The following is a 20,290-nucleotide window of genomic DNA, read 5'->3' as shown; positions in this document are numbered from 1 at the left end:
GGGTTCGCAGGATGACTTGCTTTGCTGGGCTCGCCGTCGGAGACTGGGAGGCTCCAACGGGGGACACGCCATGACCATCGAACTTCAGGCCACAGTGGATGCGCTGGTGCAGAAGGGCAAGGGCATTCTTGCCGCCGACGAAAGCGGACCGACGATCGCCAAGCGCTTCAAGGCCATCGGTGTCGAATCGACCGAAGAAAACCGGCGCGCCTGGCGCAGCCTGGTGCTGGCGACGCCGGGACTCGGCCAGTACGTCAGCGGGGTCATCCTGTACGAGGAGACGCTCGGCCAGCACGGCGACGATGGCGAGCCGTTGCCGCAACTGGCCTCGCGCCTGGGAATCGTGCCGGGCATCAAGGTCGATACCGGCAAGTGCCCGCTGGCGCTGGCGCCCGGCGATGAGATCACGCAAGGCCTGGACGGGCTCGCAGAACGCCTGGAGGGTTACAAGCGGCAAGGCGCACGCTTTGCCAAGTGGCGCGCGGTCTACAACGTGGCGGACCAGCTGCCGAGCCGGGCGGCCATCGAGGCCAATGCCGAGGCGCTCGCGCGCTATGCGGCGGTCTGCCAGGCACAGAATGTGGTGCCGATCGTCGAGCCCGAGGTGCTGATCGATGGCAGTCACACGCAGTCCCGCTGCGCCGAGGTCACGCAGGCCGTTCTTCATGAAGTCTTCGCCGCCCTGCATCGCCACCGCGTCGCGCTCGAGCACATGCTGTTGAAGCCGAGCATGGTGGTGCCCGGCAAGGCGCACGCCATGCAGGCCGAACCGGCGGAGGTGGCCGAGCACACGCTGCGCGTGCTGAGGCGCACCGTGCCGGCGGCGGTGCCTGGCATCAACTTCCTCTCCGGCGGCCAGTCGCCGGCCGAGGCGACGGCCAATCTGAACGCGCTGAACCGGCTCGGACCGCAGCCCTGGCGTTTGAGCTTCTCCTATGGACGTGCGCTGCAGGACACCGCGATGCAGGCGTGGCAAGGGCAGAAGACGCTGGCGCAGCGCGCGCAGCAGGCGCTGCTGAAGCGGGCCAGGTTGAACGGCGCCGCATCGCTCGGGGAGTACGACGCTTCGCTGGAAACTGCCGAGTAGCGCCTGCATTAGCGGCGACTACTGGCCTCGGTGGAGCGGCGTGGTGCGTTCACCTCGCCTTTTCCAGGGTGCAGTGGCGACGGAACAAGACAGGCATGCCTTTCCAAGCCCTCAGCACATCGGCTTTCGCCACACACTCGCCAGCCATGGCTGCTGGTCACGCGGCAACCCGGCCGGTCGATAGTAGTGCGAGAGCGCCTCGAACCCCGCGGCCGACACGTAGCCCTGCCAAGCCTCCAGGTCGTGAAAGGCGCTGTAACGCGCCCCACTCCAGCCCTCCTGGCCCTCGCCGCGCGGATTCGAGCTGAACAGCACGCCGCCCGGCTTCAGTGTCGCGTGCAGCTCCCGCAGCACGCGGGGCAACTCCTGGGTGGGGACATGGAACAGTGCGGCATTCGCGAACACGCCATCGAAGCGGGCGGGCGGCAGATGCAGCGCGAGAAAATTCTGTTCCAGCACCTGGCAGCCGCTATGGGTGCGCGCCATCTCTGCCAGCCGCGCCGCGCCCTCCAGCCCGATGGCCAGATGCCCGAGCCGCTTGAAGGTCAGCAAGTCGCGCCCGGGGCCGCAGCCGAAGTCCAGGATGGCGAAGGGCGGTGGCGCCTCGATGGCCTGGAGCAGCGCCGCGATGTTCTGGCTCACGTCGTGATCGCGCGTGGCGGCCCAGAAGTCCTCGGCTCGCTGGTCGTAGTGGGCGAGCGTCGACGCGGCGATCCGTTCGAGGTCCTCGGCGGTCAGCGCCATGGTGTTGCGGCACGGCCGGAAGATCAGGCGTGCTCGCCCGTGATGTAGTGCTGCAGCTGTTCGATGATGAACTTCTGCTCCGAGATGATGCCCTTGACCAGGTCGCCGATCGAGATCAGGCCGACCAGCCGGTCCTCGTCGTCCAGCACCGGCAGGTGGCGCACACGGTTCTCGGTCATCACCGCCATGCACTCCTCACTGCTTTGCGAGGGATGCACGTAAATGACCGAGGAGGTCATGATCTCGCGCAGCGGGGTCTCCTTGGACGAGCGGGACATCAGCACGACCTTGCGCGCGTAGTCGCGCTCGCTCAGCATGCCGACGATGCGGCCGCCATCCATCACCAGCAGGGCACCGATGTTCTTCTGCGCCATCAGCGCGACGGCCTCGAACACAGAGGCGTCGGGCCCGATGCTGTACACGGCCTGGTCGCCTTTTTCCTTGAGGATTTCTGCCACGGTCTTCATCGCTTGTGCCTCCGAACAGGACGTTGTGCCTGCATGAAAGCACAGCCCGGGCGCGCTCGGCAAGTCCCCCTTAGGACCTCGCCTGGGAGGCTGGCCGCAAGCCGACGGAAGTGCTGGTCAAATTGCGCCGGCGCGGCGCTCAGGCGCCATCGTCTCGATGGATGGGGGGCGGCGACACAATGGGGGGCAGATGAGGGGCGGCCCGGCGTCATGCGCCAGTGCTGCGGGGAGACGGAAGATAGCGACAGTCGCCGGCATCGAGGAACCGCCCAGGCAGGGCGGATGCCGAAGCAACCTCTACCAGCGCCGGTCGACTGTCTGCCTCCATCATGAGCTGCGAGCCTTAGGCCAGCCTTAACATCGACGCCAGAACCCATGCGCCCAGTCGGGTCCACGGGTTTGTGACCTCAGTCGTCCCTGTCGCCCCAGTCGCGGCCTTGGTGGCGATGATGGCGCCAGCGCTCGCCGGGCGGCTCGTAGTATGCGGCCGGCGGGCCGTAGTACACGGGCGCTGGCGTGTAGACCGGCGCCGGACGGTAGTAAGCAGGGGGCGCGGGCTCGTAGTACACCGGCGCGGGCTGCGAATAGACAGGTGCTGGCTGGTAATACACCGGACCCGGATCGGCGATGCCGACCGCGACGCCGGGCACATTGATGCCCAGGGACCAGCTCGTGCCGGCATTGGCCGAGGCGGCAGCAAAGAGGGCGCCGGTGGCTGCGAGAGTGACAGCGGTCCACTTCAGGAAAACAGAGCGACGAAGGTTCAAGAAAAACTCCTGGCGGAGGGCGAAGGCCATCCTTTCAGACTCTAACGTCGGGGCCGAAGCGCAGGCGGACGTCCGCTTCATGAAGAGCGTTGCCAAACGTCACGTCACGAGGGCGCGCCGCGTCGGCCTGATTTTCAGGTCAGCGCGCGAGCGAGGTTCAGCAGCGACCATCCGAGCCCGGCCATGAGCGCCACGATCAGGGCCGCTTTGGTCCAGACGCGCTCCGCTTTCCGCCGACGGAAAGGACCGGAGATCGGAGAGAAGGAGGAAGCCCGCGGCTCCCGATCGGGCCTGTCGGTCCACCAGCCCGTGTTCGTGTCATGTTCATCTTTCATGGGCCGATCTTGGCTCTTTAAGTAGTACTTTGGTAGACCGTGAAAGTGAGCAATGGGACAAAAATGTGAACATTTCCCATCTTGAGTACTCTTGTCTTATAGTGGGCGCACCCTTCGATGACCGAGATGAGGAACTCCAATCATGAATGTGACGCACGGCGATCAAGCCCCTTCGATGAGCTTCGAACCGGTCAGCCCAGCGGTTACGAGCGCGCCTTGGTCGGATCTGCTGATCGAGGCGGGCTTCGTCGGCGTCGTCTTCCTGGTGCTGGCCTTCATCGTCGTCGCGTCCGTCGGGCGATAAGCCGCGCATTCCGTACGTCGCAAACGGAGCATTGACTTGTCTTCGAAGCCCGACCCAGGCACTCTTTCCAGCGCGCGTCGGCCGCGGCCGAGCCGCACTGAATGGATCGATCGTCTCCGGCGGGCGGCGACCACTGAACGGCAATCCAACCCGAATCCGCCCCTGCAAGAAAATCCTGCGGCGGGCGACGATCTGCAAAGGATCGCGAGCGATCGGAAACCGCCTGACGCTCAATAGGGCGTCGCAACGGCCTGGGTACGCCTCGGCCAACAAAAAAAGCCCAAGAGTGTCGGTTCTCTTGGGCTTTTTGCATTGATTCGGAAGCCGTTGAAGGCGCCCTGGCGGAGAGGGTGGGATTCGAACCCACGGTACGGGGATACCGTACGCCTGATTTCGAGTCAGGTACATTCGACCACTCTGCCACCTCTCCGGAGTCTGGTGTTTGTCGAGCCCGCGATTCTAGCAGAGGCTTCAGCGACTCCTCAGGGCCGCAGGATTTCGAGGCCGCCCATGTAGGGCCGCAGCGCCGCCGGCACGACGATCGAGCCGTCGGACTGCTGGTGGTTCTCCAGCACCGCAACCAGCGTGCGTCCGACCGCCAGGCCAGAGCCGTTGAGGGTGTGCACCAACTCGTTCTTGCCCTGCGCGTTCTTGAAGCGGGCCTGCAGGCGCCGCGCCTGGAAGGCCTCGCAGTTGGACACCGAGCTGATCTCGCGGTAGGTGTTCTGCGCCGGCAGCCAGACCTCGAGATCGTAGGTCTTGGCGGCGCCGAAGCCCATGTCGCCGGTGCACAGCAGCACCACGCGGTAAGGCAGATCCAGCGCCTGGAGCACCGCCTCGGCATGGGTCGTCATGGCCTCCAAAGCCTCGTAGCTCTTCTCCGGATGCGTGATCTGCACCATCTCGACCTTGTCGAACTGGTGCTGGCGGATCATGCCGCGCGTGTCGCGGCCGGCGCTGCCCGCCTCCGAGCGGAAGCACGGCGTATGCGCGGTCAGGCGGATCGGCAGTTGCGCCTCGGGCAGGACCTCGTCGCGTACAAAGTTCGTGAGCGGCACCTCGCTGGTTGGGATGAGGTAGAGGGCCGAATGGTCGGGCGCGGGCTCACCGTCCTGCCCGCCCTTCTTGGCCGCGAACAGGTCGCCCTCGAACTTCGGCAACTGGCCGGTGCCGCGCAGCGTGTCGGCATTGACCACGTAGGGCACGTAGCACTCGGTGTAGCCGTGCTGCTGGGTCTGGATGTCGAGCATGAACTGCGACAGCGCCCGATGCAGCCGCGCGATCGGCCCTTTCATCACGGTGAAGCGCGAGCCCGCGAGCTTGACGCCGGTCTCGAAGTCCAGCCCCAGCGGCGTCCCCAGGTCGACGTGGTCGCGCGCCTCGAAGCCAAGTGCCGGCGCATCGGCGCCGTTGCCGCCCTTCGGGCTCCAGCGCCGGACTTCGAGATTCGCGCTTTCGCTGTCTCCCAGGGGTACGCTCGCGTGCGGCAGGTTCGGCACCGCGAGCAGCAGCGCCTGCAGCTCGGGCTGTATCGCCTCGAGCCGCGTGACGGAAGACTCCTGCTCTGCCTTGAGCGCATTGACCTCGGCCATGAGCGCGTCCACCGATTCGCCCTTGGCCTTCAACGGGCCAATCTGTTTGTTCAGCTGGTTGCGGCGGGCCTGCAGCTCCTCGGTGCGAGTCTGCAAGGTCTTGCGCTCGGCCTCGAGTGCGCTGAAGCTGGCAACATCGAGAAAGGTCTGGTTCTTCTTTCGGGCTTCGAGGCGGGCAACGACCGATGCGAGGTCCTTGCGTAACAGAGTGATATCGAGCATTCGGGGATTTTAGGCGGGGGCGTAGGATCGTTTTCCCCTCTACAACCAACCCAAGGAGATTCGATGGAAGCCTATCTGTCTTTCAACGGAAACGCCGCCGAAGCGCTCGCCTTCTATGCCAAGAGCCTGGGTGGCAAGATCCTCTTCAGCATGACCTTCGGCGAAAGCCCAATGGCCAAGGAGACGCCGGACACGCACAAGAACAAGATCATGCATGCCACGCTCGAAGCGCGCGGCAAGCAGATCATGGCCTCCGATATCCCGCCTGGCATGCCCTTCGACGGGTACAGGGGCTTTTCGCTCTCGGTTCAGGCCAAGGACGTGAAAGAAGGCGAGCAGTTGTTCAAGACGCTGTCCGAGGGCGGCAAGATCACGATGCCGTACGCAGCCACCTTCTGGTCCCCGGGCTTTGGCATGCTCGAAGACAAGTTCGGCGTGCCCTGGATGGTCAACGTCGACCAGCCGCAGACCTGATCGTTCGCAGCCTCTTCAGGCCAGGCTTGCCGGGTCCACGTTCGCGCCGCAGACGATCAGGCAGATCCTCTCGCCTTCGCGCGGTGCATAGGCACCCGCGTGCAGCGCGGCCAGCGGCAGGGCCGCGGCCGGCTCGACGGCCAGCTTGAGTTCCTTCCACAACCATTGCTGCGCAGCGCGGATCGCCTCGTCCGGCAGCAGCAAGGCGTCGCGCACCTGGCGTTGCGTGATGTCCCAGGCGAAGGCACCGATGCGCCGCGCCCCGAGCGAATCGGCGGCGACGCCGCCCACCTCCACGTCGACCGGCCTGCCAGCCGCGCGTGCGCGAAAAAGCGTGGGCGCGCGTTCGGGCTCCAGCGCCACCACGCGACTGCGCCGCTCGAACCAGGCCGCCAGGCCTCCGATCAACCCGCCGCCGCCCACGCTGACCAGTACCGCGTCGGGCGAACCGGCTTCTTCCTCGATCTCGCGGCCCAGCGTGCCGGCGCCTGCGACCACCTCGGCCTGATCGTAAGCATGGGTGAGCAAGGCGCCGCTCTCGCGCTGCCGCTCCAGGCAGGCCGCCAGCGCATCGGCATACACCTCGCCACCCACCACCAGCGAGGCTCCGAGCGCGCGCAGCTTCGCGCGCTTGGCTTCGGGCGAGACGGTGGGGAGGAACACCTCGCAATGCACGCCCAGCGCCTGCGCCGCCGCGGCGGTCGCGATGCCGGCATTGCCGCCCGAGGCCACGATCGCGCCACTGGCGGGAATCTCGTTGGCAAGCAGCCGGTTCATCATGCCGCGCGCCTTGAAGCTGCCGCCGACCTGCAGATGTTCGAGCTTGAGCCAGAGCTCGACGCCCGGCACCTCGATGCCCAGCGCGCGGCCCGGCAGTTTCCACAGCGGCGTCTTGCGAAGGAAATGCGGGGCGCGTTCGCGCATGCGCCGGGCGGCTGCATCGATGTCGCGGCGCCAGTCGATGGCTGCGGCGCTCGTCACGAGATATGGCCCGGGGCGGGCATATGGTCGAGCTTCAGGCCCTTGGGCAACGGAAACTTCAGCGTCTCCTCGATGCCGTCCATCTTGCGCACCGACACAGCGCCCAGCGCCTTGATGCGATCGATCACCTCGCGCACCAGCACCTCCGGGGCGGAAGCGCCGGCCGTGAGACCCACGCGTGCCTTGCCCTCGAACCATTCGGGCTTCAATTCGGCGGCAGAGTCGACCATGTAGCTTTCCGTGCCCAGGCGCTGCGCCAACTCGCGCAAGCGGTTGCTGTTGGAACTGGTCGGGCTGCCGACCACGATCACCAGGTCCACTTGCGGGCTGAGCAGCTTGACGGCGTCCTGGCGGTTCTGGGTCGCATAGCAGATGTCCTGCTGCTTGGGCTCGCGCACCTTCGGAAAGCGCGCGCGCACCGCAGCCGAGATTTCAGCCGCGTCATCCACCGAGAGCGTGGTCTGCGTGACGACCGCGAGCTTTTCGGTCTGTGCAGGCTGCACGCGCGCCACGTCGGCCACGTCCTCGACGAGGTGAATGCCGCCGGACAGCTGGCCCATCGTGCCCTCCACCTCGGGGTGTCCTTTATGTCCGATCATGATGAATTCGTAGCCCTCTTTCGCGAGCTTGGCGACCTCGACATGAACCTTGGTTACCAGCGGGCAGGTTGCGTCGAAGATTTCGAAGCCGCGCGCCCGCGCCTCGGCCTGCACGGCCTTGCTCACGCCGTGGGCGCTGAACACCAGCGTGGCCCCGGGCGGCACCTCAGCCAGGTCCTCGATGAAGACCGCGCCCTTGGCCTTGAGCTCGTTGACGACGTAGGTGTTGTGCACGATCTCGTGGCGCACGTAGATGGGCGCTCCGAATTTGGCGATGGCGCGCTCGACGATCTCGATCGCACGATCGACGCCGGCGCAAAAGCCGCGCGGCTCGGCAAGGATGACTTCCTGGACCGTGCTCATCTCACAGCACTCCGATCAGCTGCACTTCGAAGCTGACCGGCTGGCCTGCCAGCGGATGGTTGAAGTCGAAGCGCACCGCAGTCTCGCTGGCCTCGACCACTGCGCCGGCGTAGCTGCCGCTGCCGTCGGGTGTGGGGAACTGCACGACGTCGCCGACCGCGTACTGCTCGTCGGGGTCGCCCATCTGGGCGAGCAGCTTGCGTGCCACCCACTGCTGCATCTCGGGGTTGCGATCGCCGAAGGCCTCGCCGGCCGGCAGCTCGAAAGTGACGTGGGTGCCTTCGGCCAGTCCGATCAGACGTTGCTCGACCGCGGGCGACAGCTCGCCGGTCCCCAGCGAGAGCGTGGCCGGCTTGTCGCCGAAAGTGTTGATGATGTCGCCCTCCGGTCCCGCCAGGCGATAGTGCAGCGTGAGGAAGGAGCCGGGTGCCACGACAGTGGCTGATGGGGTGGAGGACACGGTCGGGGATGGCTATAGACTCGGGGCCTGTATTTTAGGGAGCGGGCCAAACGCCCATGACGGCCATGTCTTTCAACGATCTTCCTCTGCAGGCGCGACCGCGCGAAAAGCTCATGGCGCAGGGGCCCGGCGCGCTCGCCGATGCCGAGCTCCTGGCGCTGTTGCTGCGCACGGGCCTTCCCGGCAAGAACGTGCTGCAGCTCGCGCACGAGCTGCTGGAAGGCTTCGGCGGCCTCAACGGCCTGCTGCATGCCGGACTGGAAGACCTGAAGCGCATCAAGGGCCTGGGCGGTAGCGCCAAGCGCAGCAATCTGGCTGCCGTTCTCGAACTCGCTCGACGCGCGGTGGCCCAGCGCCTCAGGGAGCGCGCGCTGTTCGAATCGCCCGAAGCGGTCAAGCACTACGTCCAATTGCAACTGGCTTCACGGCCGCACGAAGTCTTCGCCGCGCTTTTTCTCGATGCCCAGCACCGCCTGATCGCCCTGGAAGAACTTTTCCGCGGCACCCTGACGCAGACCAGCGTCTACCCACGCGAAGTCGTGTCACGCGCCCTGCACCACCATGCCGCGGCGGTGATCCTGGCGCACAACCATCCGAGCGGATGCGTCGAGCCCTCGCGCGCCGACGAGTCCCTGACGCAAACGCTTCGGGCCGCGCTGGCGCTGATCGACGTGCGCGTGCTGGACCACGTGATCGTCGCCCCCGGCCAATCGCTGTCGATGGCCGAGCGCGGCCTCATCTGAGGTCCCGGCGCGAAGGACTTATCCTTCCGATGATGCCGAGAAGCAAGCCTCCAGCGCTCAAGAGCCTCGCCGATCTCAAAGGCGTGCAGAAGACCCTGTCCGAGCAGCGCGAGCGCAAAGCCGCCGAGGCGGCTTTGCACGCCGCGGCCGAGAAGAAGCGCGCCGCCGAGCAGGACCTGTTCTCGCGCGCCATAGGCGCCACGCAGCCGCTGCGGCGCCGCCCCGCCGTTGCACTGGCGCCCGAGCCGCCGGCGCCCCTGCCCGTGCAGAAGCAGCTCGACGAAGAGCGCGTGCTGCGCGAGTCGCTGTCCGACGAATTCGACGTCACCACCTTGCTCGACGCCGACGACGCCATGAGCTTTCGCCGCCCCGGCATCCACAACGACGTCACGCGCAAGCTGCGCGCCGGCGAATGGAGCATCCAGCGCGAGATCGACCTTCACGGCATGCGCAGCGACGAGGCGCGGGAAGCCCTGGGCGAGTTCATCCGCGAGGCAGGCAAGCAGGGGGTGCGCTGCGTGCGCGTGGTGCACGGCAAAGGCCTGGGCTCTCCCGGGCGCCAGCCGGTGCTCAAGGCCAAGGTGCAGCGCTGGCTGATCCAGAAGAGCGAGACGCTGGCGTTCGTGCAGGCCAAGCCGGCCGAAGGCGGGGCCGGGGCGCTGGTGGTGCTGCTGACGCCGATCCGGCGCTGAAGTGAAGGCGGCGCCGCAGGCCGGTTCATGGCCTGCAGCATTGCGAGTACACGCAGAGATGCGCGGGCCCGGGCCGACTTACCCGCCTCGGTTGCGCATCCAGTCCGCGGTCTGGAAGAAGGAGTCGCGCAGGCGAGCGCGCAATCCTTCGGGCACCTGTGTCTCGCCCATCGCCTGATCCATGCACGCGAGCCATTGGTCGCGCTCCCGGATGCCGATGGTATGGCCCCCGATGCTCTGCGGCAGGTGACGCGCACGCAGCATCGGATGCCCGAAGCGATCGGTGTAGTGCTGCGGCCCGCCCAGCCAGCCGCACAGGAACCAGAACAGCCGCTGCCGCGCGTTCTCCAGCGAGGGACCGTGCACCGCGCGCAGTTGCGCGTAGGCCGGCTCCAGCTCCATCAGGTCATAGAAGCGCTCGACCAGCGCATGGACCTTCTCTTCGCCGCCGATCCATTCGAAGGGCGTGTCGAAGGGCGGCTTTTCGTGGATTTGCATGGCGGCAGTATGCATATGTGAAAGAGCTATTTCACGGCGCAGGCTTTTGTTGTTAAGGTGCGGACCCCTTTCCCCAGGAGAACACGATGCGCTTCCGTTTCGCTGCCGCCGCCTTCGCAGCGGCCGCCCTGCTCGCCGGCACCATCGTCCATGCCGATCAGCTGGACGACATCAAGAAGAAGGGCCAGCTGGTCGTCGGCGTGCTCGGCACCGACGAGCCCGCCACTTTCATCGACCCGAAGACGCGCGAGATCATCGGCTACGAAGTCGACCTGGTGAACGCCATCGGCAAGAAGATCGGCGTCAAGCCGGTGCTCAAGCAGATCGCCGTGGCGGCGCGCATTCCCGAGTTGCAGCAGGGCCACGTGGATCTGATCGCGGCGGGCCTCACGCACAACAAGGAGCGCGAGTCGCAGATCGACTTCTCGCTCACGACCTTCGTGACCGGCCAGAAGGCCATCGTCAAGAAGGACAGCGGCATCACCGAGGTGCCGCAGCTCGCGGGCAAGAAGGTGCTGACCATCCGCGGCGGCACGCAGGAGCCCAACATCAAGAAGGCCGTTCCCGGCGCCGAAGTCGTGACCTTCGATACCAGCCAGCAGGCCTTCCAGGCGCTGCAGCAGGGCAAGGGCGTGGGTTATGTCGACGACGAAGCCGCGCTGCTCAACAGCTACGCCAAGCTGGGCCCGCAGAGGGCGCAGTACGTCGTACTCAAGCAGAACCTGAGCACCGAGGCGCTGGCGATCGGCATCAGGAAAGGCGAGACCCGGCTCAAGAAGGTGGTGGACGACACGCTGCGCGAACTCGAGACATCGGGCGAGGCCGAGAAGATCTTCTTCAAGTGGTACGGCCCGAAGACCAAGTCCGGCTTCGAGACGCGCAGCTTCAAGATCGAGACCGACAAGATCGACGGCTGAAGAAGGCATGAACATCGTGTTCGGCGGCGCAGCGGCCGGCTCGCGCTATGCCGCCGACGCGAGAACCGCGCAACACGCATGAAATACCTGGCCGCTTATCCGACGGCGCTGCGCGCGCAGGTCGAACAGCTCATGACGCAAGGGCGGCTCGGCGAGTGGCTGCTGAAGCGTTACGAAAGCGTGCACGGCATCCGGACGGACCGCGCGCTCTACGACTACGTGAGCGGACTGAAGAACGAGTTCCTGCGCAATGCCGAGCCGCTGGCCAAGGTCGCCTTCGACAACAAGCTGCACGTGATACGCAATGCGCTCGGCACCCACACGACGATCTCGCGCGTGCAGGGCAGCAAGCTCAAGGCGAAGCGCGAGATCCGGGTGGCCAGCCTGTTCAAGGACGTGCCGATCCAATGGCTGCGGATGATCGTGGTGCACGAACTGGCGCACACGAAGGAACGCGAACACGACAAGGCCTTCTACCAGCTCTGTACCTATATGGAGCCGGACTATCACCAGTTCGAGTTCGACCTGCGCCTCTACCTGACGTACCTGGAGAGCGGCGGTCCCGCCCTGTGGGCGGCGGCAGCCTGAGCAGGCGTCAAATGCTGGACAGCGTCGCAGCTGCCTGCCGGTAGGCCGGCGAGCGCATGAGATCGTCCCAGCCGAGCGCATCGCCCCGCGGCAGGAGGCAGCGCCGACGCGCTTCGCGGATGGCCTCCGGCTTCCAGCGGCCGTCGCGGCGCGCCGCCGCGAAGCCCTCGAGGACTTCGTCGAGCACCTTGCCGTCGCCCAGGCTCTGGTTGCACAGCAGCGCGAGGTCGCACCCCGCGTCGAGGGCGGCGAGCGCGGCATCGGTATAGCTCAGCAGCTGGCCCTGGATGCTGCGCGCGGCTTCCATGCTGAGGTCGTCGCTGAACACCGCGCCTTCGAACCCCAGTTGACCGCGCAGGATGTGCTGAAGCCACTTCGAGGAAAAGCCGGCGGGACGGGCATCGACCTTCGGATAGATCACATGCGCGGGCATCACGGCCGCCAACGTGCCGCCCAGCCAGTCGTAAGGCCTTGCATCGTCCGCCAGGATGGCCTTCCGGCTGCGGCGGTCCACGGGAATGGCCACGTGCGAATCGGCGCGCACGAATCCATGCCCGGGAAAATGCTTGCCGCAGTTCGACATGCCCACCTGCAGCAGGCCGTGCGCCAGGCTGCGCGCGAGCATGGCAACGACGCGCGGATCGCGATGGAAGCTGCGGTCGCCGATCACACTGCTTTCGCCATGGTCGAGATCGAGCACCGGCGTGAAGCTGAAGTCCACACCGCAGGCGCGCAACTCCGCGGCGAGCACGTGTCCGCAAGCCGCGGCCGCCTGGGTAGCACGCATGGCGTCACGCATCCAGAGCTCGCCCAGCGTGCGCATGGAGGGCAGCCGGGTGAAGCCGTCGGTGCGGAAGCGCTGCACCCGCCCTCCCTCGTGGTCGACACAGATCAGGAGGTCGGGCCGCAGCGCCTTGATCTCGGCGTTGAGCGCGCTCATCTGGGCGCGGTCTCGCCAGTTGCGCGCGAAATGGATCACGCCTCCCACCAGCGGATCGGCAAGGCGGCGGCGATCGGCCGCGTTCAACGCGGTGCCGGCGACGTCGATGATCAAGGGGGCGTGGTCAGGATTGCGGTCTGTCATGGCTTGCGTTCGATCACGACGAAGCTCGCCGCGTAGTCGGTTTCATCGGTCACCGTGACGTGCGCGACCAGGCCTTCGGCCTCGAACCAGTCCTTGAGCGCGCCGTGAAGCACGAGCACGGGCTTGCCGCTGCGCTGGTTCGCAATTTCGCAAAGCCGCCAGCTCATCGGCATGCGCATGCCCTTGCCGATGGCTTTGCTGAAGGCCTCCTTCGCGGAAAAGCGCGTCGCGAGGTAGCGCAAGCCGCGCTTCGGCCAGCGAGCGCTGCGTGCTCGCCAGACCTCGAGTTCGGCGTCGCACAGCACTCGCTGCGCGAAGCGCTCACCTTGGCGCTCGAAAGTCGCGGCGATGCGGCGGATGTCGCAAATGTCGGTGCCGATGCCGTAGATCACGCGGCCTCTCGAATACAGCGCAGGTAGTCGCGCGTGGCCGCGGCGTAGCCGAGCTCCAGGGCATCGGAGACGAAGGCATGGCCGATCGAGACCTCGCGCACGCCGCGCGCGGCGCGCAGAAAGTCCGTGAGGTTGTCGCGGCTGAGGTCATGGCCGGCGTTGACTTCCAGGCCGGCCGCCTGCGCCGCACGGGCCGCTTCCGCATAGAGCTCCAGCACCGCGTCGGCCTTGGAGGTGCCGCGCGAGGCGGCGTAGCCCTCGGTGTAGAGCTCGATGCGGTCCGCGCCGACGGCCTTGGCGGCGGCCATCATGTCCGGCTCCGGGTCCATGAACAGGCTCACACGCACGCCGAGCGTCTTGGCCTCGGCGATCAGCGGCCGCAGGCGATCGGCATCGTCGGGAAAGGTCCAGCCGTGGTCGCTGGTCGACTGGGCCACGTCGTCGGGGACGAAGGTCGCCTGGTGCGGGCGCAGCTCGCGCACGAAGTCCATCAGGTTGTGGAAGGGATTGCCCTCGATGTTGAACTCGGCCTGGGGCCAGTCCTTGCGCAGGAGCTCCGACAGGTCCTGCACGTCCTGCGGGCGGATGTGCCGCTGGTCGGGCCGGGGATGCACCGTGATGCCATGCGCGCCGGCATCCAGGCACAGCGCGGCGGCGAAGAGCACGCTGGGGATCCCGAGCGAGCGCGTATTGCGCACCAGCGCGACCTTGTTGAGGTTGATCGACAGTGAAGTGCTCATAGGGCTTGCAAGTCTTTCATCATCTGGCGCGTGCGCAGCGTGCTCACCCCGCAATGGTAGTGGAGCAATGCGCGCAGCTGGTTGCGCAGCGCGCTGCTGGCGCCGGCAGTCATCGTCGCCACCTGGCGCAGCGTGGCGGCCAGCGGCGCGCGCTCCTCCAGGGTGCGCTGCAACGCCTCCCATTCGGCACCCGCGAGCGCGGACTCCTCCTCGGCGGCCCGACGCAAGCCGGCCTCGGGCACGAGCACGTAGCGCGCTTGCGGCTCCAGCGGCGCCAGCGTGAGCGTATCGACATCGAGCGTCGGCAGCAGCCCGACTTCGCGCAGAAGCAGGAGTTCGAAAGCGCGCAGCGCGGCAGCGTGGGTGGCGCCCTGCGCCCCGCCGTGGTCGCCTGCCAACACCTGTACCACCACGGCATAGCCGTCGAACAACGCCTCGTGCGCGTCCTCGCGCGCCAGCAAGCGAAGGAGCAGCTCGTTGAGGTAGTAGCCCGACAGCAGCGCCTCGCCGGTCGGCATCACATGGCCACCCATCCACTCGGCCCCCTTGAGCGTGCGGATCTCGGCATCGCCGCCGTAGCTCACTTGCAGCGGCTGGAGCGGCAGCAGCACCGGCCGGAAGTTGGAGCTGGGGCGCTTGGCCCCCTTGGCGACCAGGGCAATGCGGCCATGGTGGCGGGTGAACACCTCCAGGATCAGGCTCGACTCGCTCCAGTCGTAGCGGTGCAGCACATAAGCCGGTTCATGCGAAATACGGTGGGTTGCCATTCGCCCTCAGGCGTACTCATTCATAGCCGAAGGAACGCACCCGCGCCTCGTCGTCGGCCCAGCCGGAACGCACCTTGACCCACAGTTCGATGAAGACCTTGGCGTCGGCGAGCTTTTCGAGCTCCTGGCGTGTCTCCGTACCGATACGCTTGATGCGCTCGCCCTTGTCGCCGATCACCATCGCCTTGTGGCTGTCGCGCTCGACGACGATGGTGGCGGCGATGCGCAGCAGGCGCTTCTGGCCCTTTTTGGCGGGCGGCTCTTCCTCGAACTTGTCGATCACCACGGTCGATGTGTAGGGCAGCTCGTCACCAGTCAGGCGGAACAGCTTTTCTCGCACCAGCTCGCTGGCGAGGAACTGCTCGCTGCGGTCGGTGAGCTCGTCCTCGGAATACCACCATGCCTGTTCCGGCAGGTACTTTTCGCAGATCCCGAACAGGCGCTCGATGTCCTTGGGGTTCTTGGCCGACATCGGCACGAATTCGGCGAAGGCGTGCCGGCCCTGCATTTCCTGCAGCCAGGGCGCCAGTTCGCTGCGGCGAGCCACGTTGTCGAGCTTGTTGGCGATCAGCACGGTCGGGATGCCGGTGCCTAGCAGCTTCAGAACGCGCTCATCGGCCCCGGTGAAGCTGCCGGCCTCGACCACGAACAGGATGAGGTCGACATCGGAGACTGCACCCACCACGGTCTTGTTGAGCGAGCGGTTGAGCGCGTTGGCATGCAGCGTCTGGAAGCCTGGCGTGTCGACGAAGACGAACTGCGTCGCTCCCCGCGTGCGCATGCCGGTGATCCGGTGCCGCGTGGTCTGCGCCTTGCGCGAGGTGATGCTGATCTTCTGGCCGACCAGTGCGTTGAGCAGCGTCGACTTGCCCACGTTGGGCTTGCCGACGATGGCCACCAGCCCGCAGCGTTGACCGGAGGAGGCATCCGGCTGTGCGCCCTCTGCGGGAGGGAGCGGGCCGGATTCGATGGAAGGGTTCATTGGGATGCCTTTGCAGCGCCGCCGCGCGCCTTGAGCCGGATCAACATGGCAGCCGCCGCAGCCTGCTCGCCAGCGCGGCGCGACCCGCCGATGCCGCGTTCGCGCAAGCTCAGGTCGGGCACCTCGCATTCGACGTCGAAAGTCTGCTTGTGCGCCGCGCCCAGCGTGCCGATCACGCGGTAGACCGGCAGCTTCATTTTGTGGCCCTGCAGCCATTCCTGCAATTCAGTCTTGGGGTCCTTGGCCGCCGCGTCCATGCGCGGCGTGATGGCCACCGACTCGTAGAGCCGCCGCACCAGCGCCTGCGCCGGGCCATAGCCGGCGTCGAGGTAAACGGCGCCGATCAGCGCCTCCAGGGCATCGGCGAGGATCGAGGGGCGATTCGGTCCGCCGGAGCGCGCCTCCCCTTCGCCAAGCCGCAACAGCGGGGACAGCGCCAGCTTGACCGCCAGCTGATGAAGGGTGTCTTGCTTGACCAGGTTGGCCCGCACGCGGGAAAGATCCCCTTCCGGCAGTTGCGACAGCCGCTCATAGAGCAGGTGGGCGACCGCGAGGTTGAGCACCGAATCGCCCAGGAACTCGAGCCGCTCATTGTGGTCGGCCGAAAAGCTGCGGTGCGTGAGCGCACGCTGCAGCAGCCGCGGGTCGGAAAAGGAATGCTGGATGCGCGCCTGCAGCGCACCAAGGTCACCGCCCGTCACAGCCGGCCCGCTGCGGCGCCGACCCGGGGCAGGCGCGCCCCCCCGATAGGGCGAGGCAAGGGCTCGACTGCGATCCGGTAGCTTGCCATTTCAGCGCGATTGGCCTTCGTACTTCAGCGTCAGATAGGCCGGCCCGAACAGATGGATCTCGCGCTGGTAGGCGAAGGACACCACGACCTTGTCGCCGACCTTCTTGACGTCGAGGTCCTTGCCGGCGACGGACTGGAAGTCGTCGATGGCCTGTGCGCGATCGAAGATCGCCCGCACCTCGGGAACCGTCGTACCCTCCTTGGCCTTGTTCGCCGCCTTGGTGATCGCCTGGTACTCGATCAAGGTCGGAATGACCTGAGCCACCACCACGCCGACACAGGCCAGCACGATGGCGACGAACAGCAGCCCGATAAAGGAGATGCCGCGCTGGCGCCCCTTGGATTGACTAGCTCTCATGCCCTCATTTCCTCCAAAACCTCGATTATTGGAATCCGCCGATGCGCTTGAGGTCGCCGAAATTCATCCAGATGAAGAAGGCCTTGCCCACGATGTTCTTGTCCGGCACGAAGCCCCAGTAGCGCGAATCGAGCGAGTTGTCGCGGTTGTCGCCCATCATGAAGTAGTGGCCGGGCGGCACCTTGCACACAACGCCCTCGACACTGTAGCGGCAATTTTCCTGGTTCGGGAACGCCATGATCTCGGCCTCCGACAGGCCGGCACGGCGGCCCTCGTCGTTGAGGAGCATGTGATGCTTGCCGCCCAGGTCCTCGGAATACTGCTTGAGGTAGCGCATCGCCTCCTCGTCGAAATAATCCGGCACCGGCTGCTTGCTGACCGGCTGGCCATTGATGGTGAGCTTCTTGTTGAGGTACGCGACTTCATCGCCAGGCACGCCGATCACGCGCTTGATGTAGTCCATGCTGGGCTTGGGCGGATAGCGGAACACCATCACGTCGCCGCGGGCCGGCGGGGTGCCCTCGGTGATCTTGGTGTTGATGACGGGCAGGCGCAGGCCATAGGTGAACTTGTTGACCAGGATCAGGTCGCCCGTCAGCAGCGTGGGCATCATCGAGCCCGAGGGAATTTTGAAGGGCTCGACCAGGAAGGAGCGAAGCAGGAACACGGCCAGGATCACGGGAAACAGGCCCGCGGTCCAGTCCAGCCACCAGGGCTGCATGAGCAGGCGCTCGTGCGCCTTCGGGTCCGTGGTGTCGACCTGGGTGATGCCCTGGCGGGCCAGTTCTTCGCGCCGCCGGGTCAGGGAGCCTTCCAGCGCCTCGGCCGCCTTTCGGCGGCGCGGCAGGAAGTAGAAGCGCTCCGCCAGCCAGTACAGGCCAGTGACGACCGTCGCAAGAAACAGCAGCAGGGCGAAATTGCCTTCGACCGCGCCGAAGTACCAAGCACCGATATAACCGACGAAAGCCGCAAGGATCAGGGAGGTGAGAAATGCCATCGATGCCGTGTTCTTAGTCTTCGACCTGCAGGATGGCGAGAAAGGCCTCTTGCGGGACCTCGACCGAGCCGATCTGCTTCATTCTTTTCTTGCCCGCTTTCTGCTTTTCGAGCAGCTTGCGCTTGCGGGTGATGTCGCCGCCGTAGCACTTGGCGAGCACGTTCTTGCGCAGGGCCTTGATTGTCTCACGCGCAATGATGTTGGCCCCGATGGCGGCCTGGATCGCAACGTCGTACATCTGGCGGCTGATGATCTCGCGCATCTTGGAAACGACGGCCCGGCCGCGGAACTGGCTCTGGCTGCGGTGCACGATGATCGAGAGCGCATCGACCTTTTCGCCATTGAGCAGGATGTCGACCTTCACGACGTCTGATGCCCGGTATTCCTTGAACTCGTAGTCCATCGAGGCATAGCCGCGGCTGACCGACTTCAGCTTGTCGAAGAAGTCCAGCACGATTTCGCCGAGCGGCATCTCGTAGGTCAGCATGACCTGCCGGCCGTGGTAGGCCATGTTCATTTGCACGCCGCGCTTCTGGTTGGCCAGGGTCATGACCGAGCCCACGTACTCCTGCGGCATGTAGAGATGAACGGTGACGATCGGCTCGCGGATCTCCGCCATGCGGCCGACGTCGGGCATCTTGGAGGGGTTCTCGACCATGATCACTTCGCCGTCGTTCTTCACGACCTGGTAGACCACGCTGGGCGCTGTGGTGATCAGGTCCTGGTCGAACTCGCGTTCCAGGCGCTCCTGCACGATCTCCATGTGCAGCAGGCCCAGGAAGCCGCAGCGGAAGCCGAAGCCCAACGCCTGGGACACCTCCGGTTCGTAATGCAGCGATGAATCGTTGAGCTTGAGCTTTTCCAGCGCGTCGCGAAGCGAGTCGTACTCGCTCGCCTCGGTCGGGTAGAGGCCGGCGAACACCTGCGGCTGGATCTCCTTGAAGCCGGGCAAGGCCTCGGTGGCCGTGGCGGCAGCGCCGCCGGTGCCGGTCTTGATCTGCGTGACCGTGTCGCCCACCTTCGCTGCCTGCAGTTCCTTGATGCCGGCAATGATGAAGCCGACCTCCCCTGCCTCGAGCGACTGGCGGGTTTCGGTTGCCGGGGTGAAGACGCCAAGACTGTCAGCGTTGTAGCTCGCGCCCGAGGCCATCATCTTGATCCGGTCGCCCTTCGCCAGCCGGCCGTCGACCACGCGCACCAGCATCACCACGCCGACATAAGCGTCGAACCAGCTGTCGATGATCATTGCGCGCAATGCCGCGTCCGGATTGCCGCGCGGCGGCGGCACTTTGGCCACGATGGCCTCGAGAATTTCGTCGATGCCCATGCCGGTCTTCGCGGAGCAAGGGATTGCGTCGCCGGCATCGATGCCGATCACGTCCTCGATCTCGGCCTTCGCGTTCTCGGGGTCCGCCTGCGGCAGGTCCATCTTGTTGAGCACCGGCACGACCTCGACGCCGAGATCAAGCGCGGTGTAGCAGTTGGCGACCGTCTGCGCTTCGACGCCCTGGCTCGCATCGACGACGAGCAGTGCGCCTTCACATGCGGAGAGCGAGCGACTCACTTCATAAGAGAAGTCGACATGACCTGGCGTGTCGATCAGATTGAGGTTGTAGACCTGCCCATCGTGTGCCTTGTAGTGCAGTGCCGCGGTCTGCGCCTTGATGGTTATCCCACGCTCCTTCTCGATGTCCATCGAGTCGAGGACCTGCGCTTCCATGTCGCGCTCCGCGAGACCTCCGCAGCGCTGGATCAAACGGTCTGCGAGCGTCGACTTGCCATGATCGATGTGCGCAATGATCGAGAAATTTCTGATGTGATTCATCAACGGGAACGCTTAAGTACTTGAATTGGCTCGTGCGCAGCAGGCGACCGGCAAGAAAAAAGGGCGCGTCCCCAAGAGACGCGCCCTGAACCAACAAGCAATGGCAACTGCAGTAGTTGGAACTTCATTGTAGGCAAAAAGGGGGGCGCGTACAGCGAGGCCGGGGTCTGGGATCGGTCGTTGCAGGTCAGCAACATGGCACTTGTAAACAACTTATCAACAGGGTCGGTGGACCAGTTCCTTAACAACTTGTGGGCGATCTGTGGAGCAGCGGTGGACGGCACTCTGGAATCTCGCATGGTGGAGAGGGCTCGGCCGCTTATGCAGTGGCGAGGACCCGAGCGGAACCTATTCTACCGAAAATGGTCGTTAGCGACCCGCAAAGTTAGTGATTACAAACTTATTTTCGTCCTCTGAAGTGCCAAAAGTTTTTTCACAACGGGTTGCGGGAACACCAAAAACCGAGCGAAAAAAAGCCCCAAACCCGACTGCAGGATGGGGCCACTTGACGTTGAACGCCGA

Annotated in this window: 25 protein-coding genes and 1 tRNA gene; 7 read left to right on the top strand and 19 right to left on the bottom strand. The window is 65.7% G+C overall.

Features of this window, described 5'->3' with window-relative positions; translation table 11 throughout:
• The first annotated feature begins 70 nt into the window (after positions 1-70).
• A complete protein-coding gene (locus J2739_RS23710) occupies positions 71-1,087 on the top strand; it encodes a class I fructose-bisphosphate aldolase (protein WP_309906262.1) in 1,017 nt (338 codons plus the stop codon).
• Between the two features lie 111 nt (positions 1,088-1,198).
• Here J2739_RS23710 and J2739_RS23705 read toward each other — a convergent pair whose 3' ends face one another.
• From J2739_RS23705 to J2739_RS23690, 4 genes are all read right to left on the bottom strand, one after another.
• Entirely contained in the window at positions 1,199-1,831 is a 633-nt protein-coding gene (locus tag J2739_RS23705) for a class I SAM-dependent methyltransferase (protein WP_309906260.1), read from the bottom strand.
• Positions 1,832-1,854: 23 nt separating this feature from the next.
• On the bottom strand, positions 1,855-2,298 hold the full coding sequence (locus tag J2739_RS23700; RefSeq protein ID WP_309906258.1) for a CBS domain-containing protein: 444 nt from the start codon (positions 2,296-2,298) through the stop codon (positions 1,855-1,857).
• A gap of 407 nt (positions 2,299-2,705) precedes the next feature.
• Positions 2,706-3,065 (bottom strand): hypothetical protein, encoded by a 360-nt coding sequence (locus J2739_RS23695; RefSeq protein WP_309906256.1) that lies wholly within the window; start codon positions 3,063-3,065, stop codon positions 2,706-2,708.
• Positions 3,066-3,199: 134 nt separating this feature from the next.
• Positions 3,200-3,400 carry a hypothetical protein gene (locus J2739_RS23690; RefSeq protein WP_309906254.1) on the bottom strand — a complete coding sequence of 67 codons (201 nt, stop codon included), beginning with the start codon at positions 3,398-3,400 and terminating at the stop codon, positions 3,200-3,202.
• A gap of 142 nt (positions 3,401-3,542) precedes the next feature.
• Between J2739_RS23690 and J2739_RS23685 the strand changes: the two genes are divergently transcribed.
• Positions 3,543-3,704, top strand: a complete 162-nt coding sequence (locus J2739_RS23685) for a hypothetical protein (RefSeq protein ID WP_309906253.1) — start codon at positions 3,543-3,545, stop codon at positions 3,702-3,704.
• Positions 3,705-4,043: 339 nt separating this feature from the next.
• Here the strand turns inward: J2739_RS23685 and J2739_RS23680 are convergent.
• A tRNA-Ser gene (locus J2739_RS23680) sits at positions 4,044-4,134 on the bottom strand.
• A gap of 52 nt (positions 4,135-4,186) precedes the next feature.
• Positions 4,187-5,518 (bottom strand): serine--tRNA ligase, encoded by a 1,332-nt coding sequence (serS, locus tag J2739_RS23675; protein ID WP_309906251.1) that lies wholly within the window; start codon positions 5,516-5,518, stop codon positions 4,187-4,189.
• 63 nt (positions 5,519-5,581) lie between these two features.
• Between serS and J2739_RS23670 the strand changes: the two genes are divergently transcribed.
• The gene (locus J2739_RS23670; protein WP_309906248.1) at positions 5,582-5,992 is read left to right on the top strand and encodes a VOC family protein; all 411 of its coding nucleotides are present in this window, start codon (positions 5,582-5,584) and stop codon (positions 5,990-5,992) included.
• 15 nt (positions 5,993-6,007) lie between these two features.
• Here J2739_RS23670 and J2739_RS23665 read toward each other — a convergent pair whose 3' ends face one another.
• Genes J2739_RS23665 through J2739_RS23655 form a run of 3 tightly spaced genes read right to left on the bottom strand, consistent with a single transcriptional unit; the run spans position 6,008 to position 8,395 of the window.
• The gene (locus tag J2739_RS23665) at positions 6,008-6,955 is read right to left on the bottom strand and encodes a threonine/serine dehydratase (protein WP_309906471.1); all 948 of its coding nucleotides are present in this window, start codon (positions 6,953-6,955) and stop codon (positions 6,008-6,010) included.
• Positions 6,956-6,969: 14 nt separating this feature from the next.
• Positions 6,970-7,935, bottom strand: a complete 966-nt coding sequence (gene ispH / locus J2739_RS23660) for a 4-hydroxy-3-methylbut-2-enyl diphosphate reductase (protein WP_309906246.1) — start codon at positions 7,933-7,935, stop codon at positions 6,970-6,972.
• 1 nt (position 7,936) lies between these two features.
• Positions 7,937-8,395: an FKBP-type peptidyl-prolyl cis-trans isomerase gene (locus tag J2739_RS23655; RefSeq protein WP_309906244.1), complete on the bottom strand. Its 459-nt coding sequence runs from the start codon at positions 8,393-8,395 to the stop codon at positions 7,937-7,939.
• A gap of 65 nt (positions 8,396-8,460) precedes the next feature.
• On the opposite strand from J2739_RS23655, the gene radC reads away from it, so the two are divergent.
• Positions 8,461-9,138, top strand: coding sequence for a RadC family protein (gene radC / locus J2739_RS23650; protein WP_309906241.1), 678 nt, complete (start codon positions 8,461-8,463; stop codon positions 9,136-9,138).
• Positions 9,139-9,167: 29 nt separating this feature from the next.
• Positions 9,168-9,830 (top strand): Smr/MutS family protein, encoded by a 663-nt coding sequence (locus J2739_RS23645; protein ID WP_309906240.1) that lies wholly within the window; start codon positions 9,168-9,170, stop codon positions 9,828-9,830.
• Positions 9,831-9,908: 78 nt separating this feature from the next.
• Here the strand turns inward: J2739_RS23645 and J2739_RS23640 are convergent, their stop codons facing one another.
• Positions 9,909-10,328, bottom strand: coding sequence for a group II truncated hemoglobin (locus J2739_RS23640; RefSeq protein WP_309906238.1), 420 nt, complete (start codon positions 10,326-10,328; stop codon positions 9,909-9,911).
• 86 nt (positions 10,329-10,414) lie between these two features.
• On the opposite strand from J2739_RS23640, the gene J2739_RS23635 reads away from it, so the two are divergent.
• The gene (locus J2739_RS23635) at positions 10,415-11,245 is read left to right on the top strand and encodes an ABC transporter substrate-binding protein (protein ID WP_309906236.1); all 831 of its coding nucleotides are present in this window, start codon (positions 10,415-10,417) and stop codon (positions 11,243-11,245) included.
• 78 nt (positions 11,246-11,323) lie between these two features.
• Entirely contained in the window at positions 11,324-11,833 is a 510-nt protein-coding gene (locus tag J2739_RS23630) for a YgjP-like metallopeptidase domain-containing protein (RefSeq protein ID WP_309906235.1), read from the top strand.
• 7 nt (positions 11,834-11,840) lie between these two features.
• Here the strand turns inward: J2739_RS23630 and nagZ are convergent, their stop codons facing one another.
• From nagZ to lepA, 9 genes are all read right to left on the bottom strand, one after another.
• Positions 11,841-12,917, bottom strand: coding sequence for a beta-N-acetylhexosaminidase (nagZ, locus tag J2739_RS23625; RefSeq protein WP_309906232.1), 1,077 nt, complete (start codon positions 12,915-12,917; stop codon positions 11,841-11,843).
• Entirely contained in the window at positions 12,914-13,309 is a 396-nt protein-coding gene (gene acpS / locus J2739_RS23620) for a holo-ACP synthase (protein ID WP_309906230.1), read from the bottom strand. The genes nagZ and acpS overlap by 4 nt, the downstream gene beginning before the upstream one ends.
• Entirely contained in the window at positions 13,306-14,049 is a 744-nt protein-coding gene (locus tag J2739_RS23615; RefSeq protein WP_309906228.1) for a pyridoxine 5'-phosphate synthase, read from the bottom strand. The genes acpS and J2739_RS23615 overlap by 4 nt, the downstream gene beginning before the upstream one ends.
• The gene (recO, locus tag J2739_RS23610) at positions 14,046-14,816 is read right to left on the bottom strand and encodes a DNA repair protein RecO (RefSeq protein WP_309906226.1); all 771 of its coding nucleotides are present in this window, start codon (positions 14,814-14,816) and stop codon (positions 14,046-14,048) included. The genes J2739_RS23615 and recO overlap by 4 nt, the downstream gene beginning before the upstream one ends.
• A gap of 16 nt (positions 14,817-14,832) precedes the next feature.
• Entirely contained in the window at positions 14,833-15,798 is a 966-nt protein-coding gene (era, locus tag J2739_RS23605; RefSeq protein WP_309906224.1) for a GTPase Era, read from the bottom strand.
• Positions 15,795-16,499 (bottom strand): ribonuclease III, encoded by a 705-nt coding sequence (rnc, locus tag J2739_RS23600; protein WP_309906222.1) that lies wholly within the window; start codon positions 16,497-16,499, stop codon positions 15,795-15,797. Before rnc ends, era begins: the two co-directional genes overlap by 4 nt.
• A gap of 90 nt (positions 16,500-16,589) precedes the next feature.
• Positions 16,590-16,946, bottom strand: a complete 357-nt coding sequence (locus tag J2739_RS23595; RefSeq protein WP_309906220.1) for a DUF4845 domain-containing protein — start codon at positions 16,944-16,946, stop codon at positions 16,590-16,592.
• Positions 16,947-16,971: 25 nt separating this feature from the next.
• The gene (gene lepB / locus J2739_RS23590; RefSeq protein WP_309906218.1) at positions 16,972-17,943 is read right to left on the bottom strand and encodes a signal peptidase I; all 972 of its coding nucleotides are present in this window, start codon (positions 17,941-17,943) and stop codon (positions 16,972-16,974) included.
• A gap of 13 nt (positions 17,944-17,956) precedes the next feature.
• Positions 17,957-19,768 carry a translation elongation factor 4 gene (lepA, locus tag J2739_RS23585; RefSeq protein WP_309906217.1) on the bottom strand — a complete coding sequence of 604 codons (1,812 nt, stop codon included), beginning with the start codon at positions 19,766-19,768 and terminating at the stop codon, positions 17,957-17,959.
• Positions 19,769-20,290: the final 522 nt, after the last annotated feature.

The sequence above is a fragment of the Variovorax soli genome (assembly GCF_031454625.1).
GTDB classification, from domain to species: Bacteria; Pseudomonadota; Gammaproteobacteria; order Burkholderiales; family Burkholderiaceae_C; genus Variovorax; species Variovorax soli_A.
Note: the sequence above shows the minus strand (reverse complement) of the source record. Positions and strands in the feature narration are given on the sequence as shown.

What these genes read in the sequence shown, in the direction of transcription:
- J2739_RS23710 (WP_309906262.1), top strand. Translation starts at nt 71, where the DNA reads ATGACCATCGAACTTCAGGCCACAGTGGATGCGCTGGTGCAGAAGGGC.
- J2739_RS23705 (WP_309906260.1), bottom strand. Translation starts at nt 1,831, where the DNA reads ATGGCGCTGACCGCCGAGGACCTCGAACGGATCGCCGCGTCGACGCTC.
- J2739_RS23700 (WP_309906258.1), bottom strand. Translation starts at nt 2,298, where the DNA reads ATGAAGACCGTGGCAGAAATCCTCAAGGAAAAAGGCGACCAGGCCGTG.
- J2739_RS23690 (WP_309906254.1), bottom strand. Translation starts at nt 3,400, where the DNA reads ATGAAAGATGAACATGACACGAACACGGGCTGGTGGACCGACAGGCCC.
- J2739_RS23685 (WP_309906253.1), top strand. Translation starts at nt 3,543, where the DNA reads ATGAATGTGACGCACGGCGATCAAGCCCCTTCGATGAGCTTCGAACCG.
- serS (WP_309906251.1), bottom strand. Translation starts at nt 5,518, where the DNA reads ATGCTCGATATCACTCTGTTACGCAAGGACCTCGCATCGGTCGTTGCC.
- J2739_RS23670 (WP_309906248.1), top strand. Translation starts at nt 5,582, where the DNA reads ATGGAAGCCTATCTGTCTTTCAACGGAAACGCCGCCGAAGCGCTCGCC.
- ispH (WP_309906246.1), bottom strand. Translation starts at nt 7,935, where the DNA reads ATGAGCACGGTCCAGGAAGTCATCCTTGCCGAGCCGCGCGGCTTTTGC.
- radC (WP_309906241.1), top strand. Translation starts at nt 8,461, where the DNA reads ATGTCTTTCAACGATCTTCCTCTGCAGGCGCGACCGCGCGAAAAGCTC.
- J2739_RS23645 (WP_309906240.1), top strand. Translation starts at nt 9,168, where the DNA reads ATGATGCCGAGAAGCAAGCCTCCAGCGCTCAAGAGCCTCGCCGATCTC.
- J2739_RS23640 (WP_309906238.1), bottom strand. Translation starts at nt 10,328, where the DNA reads ATGCAAATCCACGAAAAGCCGCCCTTCGACACGCCCTTCGAATGGATC.
- J2739_RS23635 (WP_309906236.1), top strand. Translation starts at nt 10,415, where the DNA reads ATGCGCTTCCGTTTCGCTGCCGCCGCCTTCGCAGCGGCCGCCCTGCTC.
- J2739_RS23630 (WP_309906235.1), top strand. Translation starts at nt 11,324, where the DNA reads ATGAAATACCTGGCCGCTTATCCGACGGCGCTGCGCGCGCAGGTCGAA.
- nagZ (WP_309906232.1), bottom strand. Translation starts at nt 12,917, where the DNA reads ATGACAGACCGCAATCCTGACCACGCCCCCTTGATCATCGACGTCGCC.
- J2739_RS23615 (WP_309906228.1), bottom strand. Translation starts at nt 14,049, where the DNA reads ATGAGCACTTCACTGTCGATCAACCTCAACAAGGTCGCGCTGGTGCGC.
- recO (WP_309906226.1), bottom strand. Translation starts at nt 14,816, where the DNA reads ATGGCAACCCACCGTATTTCGCATGAACCGGCTTATGTGCTGCACCGC.
- era (WP_309906224.1), bottom strand. Translation starts at nt 15,798, where the DNA reads ATGAACCCTTCCATCGAATCCGGCCCGCTCCCTCCCGCAGAGGGCGCA.
- J2739_RS23595 (WP_309906220.1), bottom strand. Translation starts at nt 16,946, where the DNA reads ATGAGAGCTAGTCAATCCAAGGGGCGCCAGCGCGGCATCTCCTTTATC.
- lepB (WP_309906218.1), bottom strand. Translation starts at nt 17,943, where the DNA reads ATGGCATTTCTCACCTCCCTGATCCTTGCGGCTTTCGTCGGTTATATC.
- lepA (WP_309906217.1), bottom strand. Translation starts at nt 19,768, where the DNA reads ATGAATCACATCAGAAATTTCTCGATCATTGCGCACATCGATCATGGC.